We start from the raw sequence: 4,545 nt of genomic DNA on the forward strand, positions 1-4,545 counted from the left end.
GCCCTTCACCGCATCGCCACTGGCACTGGGCAGGATGTAGCGCTGCAGGCCGATGAACAGGGCCAGCACCGGCAGGATCGACACCACCGCCCCCGCCGCCACCAGGCGCCAGTCGAGCGAGAAGCTGCTGGCCAGCTGTTGCAGGCCCAGGGGCAGGGTGTAAAGGCTGGGCTCATCGAGGATCACCAGGGGCCAGAGGAAGTCGCTCCAGGTGCCGATGAACACGAACATCGCCAGGGTGATCAGATCGGCCCGGGCGGCTGGGATCATCACGTTCCACCATTCGCCGACGGGCGTGCAGCCATCACTGCGGGCCGCCTCCTCCAGTTCCACCGGCACGCCCAGGAAACTCTGGCGCAGCAGGAAGATGCCGAAGGCGGTGGCGGCCTGGGGAATGATCAGGGCCCAGAGGGTGTTGCGCAGGCCGATCTGCACCATCAGCAGGTAGAGGGGGATCATCACCACCTGGAAGGGGATCAAGATCGTGGCCACCACCAGGGCCAGCACCAGGCCCCGGCCCGCGAAGCGCAGGCGGGCCAGGGGGTAGGCCGCCAGGGAACAGAACAGCAGGTTGGCCAGCACCGCCAGGGCACTCACCACCGTGCTGTTCAGCAGATAGGTGAGCATGGGGTTGTCGGCGAACAGCCGCCCGTAGGCCTCCAGGCTGGGTTCGGCGGGCAGCAGGGCCGGCGGGCTGGTGAAGATGTTCTCGGCGGGACCCTTCAGGGAGGTGCTCACCAGCCACAGCAGCGGCACCAGCATGGCCAGGGCCACCAGCAGCAGCAATCCCAGCTGCAGGGCGGAGGTGAGCAGCGAACGGCCCTGGCCGGCAGAGGTTGAGCCCATCCCCTACACCCTGGGCCGATCGGCCAGGGGCAGATCGCCGAGCTGGGGCAGAGGCGCCTTCTGGGGATGAAGCGGCTGGCTCTGGCTCCCAGACACCAGCCGGTTGAGGGCATTCACGAAGGCCTGGGCTGAGGCCACCACGATGTCGGTGTCGGCGGCATGGCCGGAATAGAGCACCCCATCCTGCCGCAGCCGGATTGTCACCTCGCCCATGGCATCGATCCCCTCGGTGACGCTCTTCACCGAGAACTCCACCAGGGCATTGGGCACCCGGGCCAGATTGTTGAGCGCCTGGCACACGGCGTCCACCGGTCCGGTGCCGATGGCGGCCTCGCTGATCTCGGCGCCGTCGGCGGTGAGCAGGGTCACGGTGGCGGTGGGCTGCAGGCCCGTGCCACAGCTCACCTGCACGCTCTTGAGGCTGAAGCGCCCCTCGTCGGACTGCTGCACCTGCTCGCTCACGATCGCCTCGAGGTCGCGGTCGGTGATCTCGCGCTTGCGATCGGCGAGCTCCTTGAAGCGGGCGAAGGCATCGTCGAGATCATCGCGGTCGAGCTCGTAGCCCAGCTCCTCCAGGCGGGCGCGGAAGGCACTGCGGCCGCTGAGCTTGCCCAGGGAGAGGCGGTTGTCCGCCAGGCCCACGGTGCGGGCGTCGATGATCTCGTAGGTGAGCGGGTTCTTGAGCACCCCGTCCTGGTGGATTCCAGACTCATGGGCAAAGGCATTGGCGCCCACAATCGCCTTGTTGGGCTGCACCGCCATGCCGGTGAGGTTGCTCACCAGCCGAGAGGTCTTGGTGATCTCCACCGTGCGCACCGCCGTGAGCGGCTCGCCGCTCTCGGCCGGGCGCCCCAGGAAGGGATTGAAGTAGGCGCGGCGCACATGCAGCGCCATCACCAGCTCCTCCAGGGAAGCGTTGCCCGCCCGCTCACCGATGCCGTTGATCGTGCACTCGAGCTGGCGGGCGCCGTTCTTGACGGCCTCGAGGAAGTTGGCCACCGCCAGGCCGAGGTCGTTGTGGCCATGCACGGAGATCACGGCCTGGTCGATGTTGGGCACGTGGGCGTTGATGCCGCCGATCAGCTCGCCGAACTCGGCCGGAGTGGTGTAGCCCACCGTGTCGGGAATGTTGATCGTGGTGGCGCCGGCGGCGATGGCGGCCTCGATCACCTCATACATGAAGGCGGGATCGCTGCGCCCGGCGTCCTCGCAGGAGAACTCCACGTCGTCCACCAGGGAGCGGGCGTAGTCCACCATCTCGGCGGTGATCGCCAGCACGTCAGCGCGGCTCTTGCGCAGCTTGTGCTCGAGGTGGATGTCGCTGGTGGCGATGAAGGTGTGAATGCGGCGGCGGGCGGCGGGGGCCACCGCATCGGCGCAGGCCTTGATGTCGCCGGCGGCGGCGCGGGCCAGGCCGCAGATCACCGGCCCCTCGGGGCTGCCGACGCTCTCGGCGATGCGCTGCACCGCGTTGAAGTCGCCGGGGCTGGCGAAGGGGAAGCCGGCCTCGATGATGTCCACACCGAGGCGGGCCAGCTGCTGGGCGATGGCCAGCTTCTCCTCCAGGTTGAGGCTGGCACCGGGAGACTGCTCGCCATCGCGCAGCGTGGTGTCGAAGATCAGGACACGGCCTGGGTCGCGGGCCATAACGGCGGCTCTATCCGTAGTGACTATGAGTTAATGCATTGTATGGGCTGGCAGGGCGCTGGCCCCCTCAGTTGCGCAGGAACACCGGCTGCTGCAGTGATTCGGCCTTCTCCAGCACGGGCCGCAGGCTGGCCAGATCCACAAACCCGTCGGCGGCATTGCGCAGTTCCCGCGCCACCATGCCCTCAGTGCTGATCAGGGTGATGCGCAGCCCCTGGGCCCGCAGCACCTCCACCAGCCGGTCGAGATCGCGGCTGCCGCTGAGCAGCCACACCTCATCGGTGCGCGGCGCCACCATCATCAGATCCACGGCCACCTCCACGTCGAGATTGGCGCGCACGAACTGCTTGGGCTCCGCAGGCCTTGGCTCAAGCGACCTGGGTTCGGCAGGCCTGCGCGGGGAGTCTGGGGGCGTCAGCTCCCGCAGGGGCCGGGTCCGCACCGTGAACCCCAGGCTGGTGAGGGCATCGCGGAAGGGGCGCTGGTCGGAGGGGTCCTTGAGCCCCGCATACCAGAAGGCACCCGCCAGCTCCAGACCCGGTTGGGCCGCGGCATGCACCAGCAGCCGGCGCGGATCAAAGAACCAGCCCAGCTTCTGCTGGGCGTAGAACATGCTGTGGCCGTCCACGGCCAGCACCAGCTGCCGCAGTCGCGGTTCAAACTGGGCGCCGAGCGGGTTCTCCATCAAAAAACCCTAGGACCGCTGAGAGGGCTGCAACAGAGACTGCATCTACAGTGCAAATCTCGCAGTCAGGCCATGGCCACTGGGGAACTGGCCCTCGTTCTGCACGCGCATCTGCCCTACGTGCGCTCCAGCGAGCCGGGCTCCCTGGAGGAAGACTGGTATTTCGAGGCCCTGCAGGAGTGCTACCTGCCGCTGCTGGCCAGCCTCGAGGCCAGTGCGGCCGATCCGGCCCAGCACCCCCGGCTCACCCTGGGGCTCTCCCCCACCCTGCTCAGCCTGATGGCCGATGGCGAGCTCAATGCCCGCTTCAGCGGCTGGCTGGCTGTGCGTCTGCGGCTGCTTGAGCACGCGCCCCGGCAATTGCGCGGCGCCGCCACCGCTCTGGCTGAGCAGCTTCAGGGCGTGACGGCGCAGTGGCAGGCCTGCGGGGGCGATCTGGTGGCCCGCTTCCGCCGGCTGCAACAGCTGGGGGTGCTCGACTTGATCACCTGCGGCGCCACCCACGGCTACCTGCCCCTGCTGCGGCAGGTGCCGGAGGCCGTGCGTGCCCAGCTGATCAATGCCGTGCGCGAGCACCGGCGCCAGCTGGGGGAGGCCCCTCTGGGCATCTGGCTGCCGGAGTGCGCCTACTACGAGGACCTCGACCGGCAGCTGGCGGCCGTGGGCCTGCGCTATTCGGTGCTGGATGGCCACGGCTTGCTGCACGGCCTGCCCCGCCCGCGCTACGGCGTGTTCGCCCCGATCTGCAGTCCGGCGGGGGTGGCCTTCTTCGGCCGCGACGGCAACGCCACCCTGCCGGTGTGGAGCGCCCGCGAGGGTTACCCCGGCGACAGCGTCTACCGGGAATTCCACCGCGACCTCGGCTGGGATCTGGACGAGGACCTGCTGCGGGGCGAGGGCATCACCAGCCGCAGGCCCCTGGGCCTGAAGCTGCACCGCGTCAGCCAGCGGGGCAGTCGCCTGGATCAGAAACAGCCCTACGAGCCCGCGACCGCCCTGGAGCAGGTGGAGGAGCATGCCCGCGACTACCTGCGGGGCCGCAGGCGGGAGCTGGTGGATCTGGCGCGGTCGATGCAGCAGACCCCGCTGTTGGTGGCGCCCTTCGATGCGGAGCTGTTCGGCCACTGGTGGTTTGAGGGGCCCCAGTTCCTGGCCGGCCTGTTCCGCCAGGCCGCCGCCATGGGCGTGCAGCTGGTGACCCTGCGGGAGGTGCTGGCCCAGGCACGGCCGCTGCAGGTGGTGCGCCCCTCCCCCAGTAGCTGGGGGGAGGGCGGCTATCACAACTACTGGCTCAACCCCGCCAATGCCTGGGTGGTGCCGCAATGGCAGCGCGCTTCTCGGGCCATGGTGCGGCGCGTGGGCCAGGG

At 69.1% G+C, this 4,545-nt stretch carries 4 protein-coding genes; 1 reads left to right on the top strand and 3 read right to left on the bottom strand.

The window, feature by feature from the left end; all coding sequences use genetic code 11:
* The 3 genes from IQ216_RS11830 to IQ216_RS11840 form a co-directional block, all read right to left on the bottom strand.
* The coding region (locus IQ216_RS11830; protein ID WP_186696992.1) for a carbohydrate ABC transporter permease at positions 1-846 on the bottom strand (846 nt) is incomplete at its 3' end.
* A 3-nt stretch (positions 847-849) separates the two neighbouring features.
* Complete coding sequence (locus IQ216_RS11835) at positions 850-2,493, bottom strand: 2-isopropylmalate synthase (protein WP_193815614.1); 1,644 nt, start codon at positions 2,491-2,493, stop codon at positions 850-852.
* Positions 2,494-2,560: 67 nt separating this feature from the next.
* On the bottom strand, positions 2,561-3,178 hold the full coding sequence (locus IQ216_RS11840) for an NYN domain-containing protein (protein WP_193815615.1): 618 nt from the start codon (positions 3,176-3,178) through the stop codon (positions 2,561-2,563).
* Positions 3,179-3,250: 72 nt separating this feature from the next.
* Between IQ216_RS11840 and IQ216_RS11845 the strand changes: the two genes are divergently transcribed.
* Positions 3,251-4,545 (top strand): DUF1957 domain-containing protein (locus tag IQ216_RS11845; RefSeq protein ID WP_193815616.1); only part of this gene is annotated, 1,295 nt, incomplete at its 3' end.

It is taken from the genome of Cyanobium sp. LEGE 06143, from assembly GCF_015207535.1.
Classification (GTDB): Bacteria; Cyanobacteriota; Cyanobacteriia; order PCC-6307; family Cyanobiaceae; genus NIES-981.

What these genes read in the sequence shown, in the direction of transcription:
- IQ216_RS11835 (WP_193815614.1), bottom strand. Translation starts at nt 2,493, where the DNA reads ATGGCCCGCGACCCAGGCCGTGTCCTGATCTTCGACACCACGCTGCGC.
- IQ216_RS11840 (WP_193815615.1), bottom strand. Translation starts at nt 3,178, where the DNA reads ATGGAGAACCCGCTCGGCGCCCAGTTTGAACCGCGACTGCGGCAGCTG.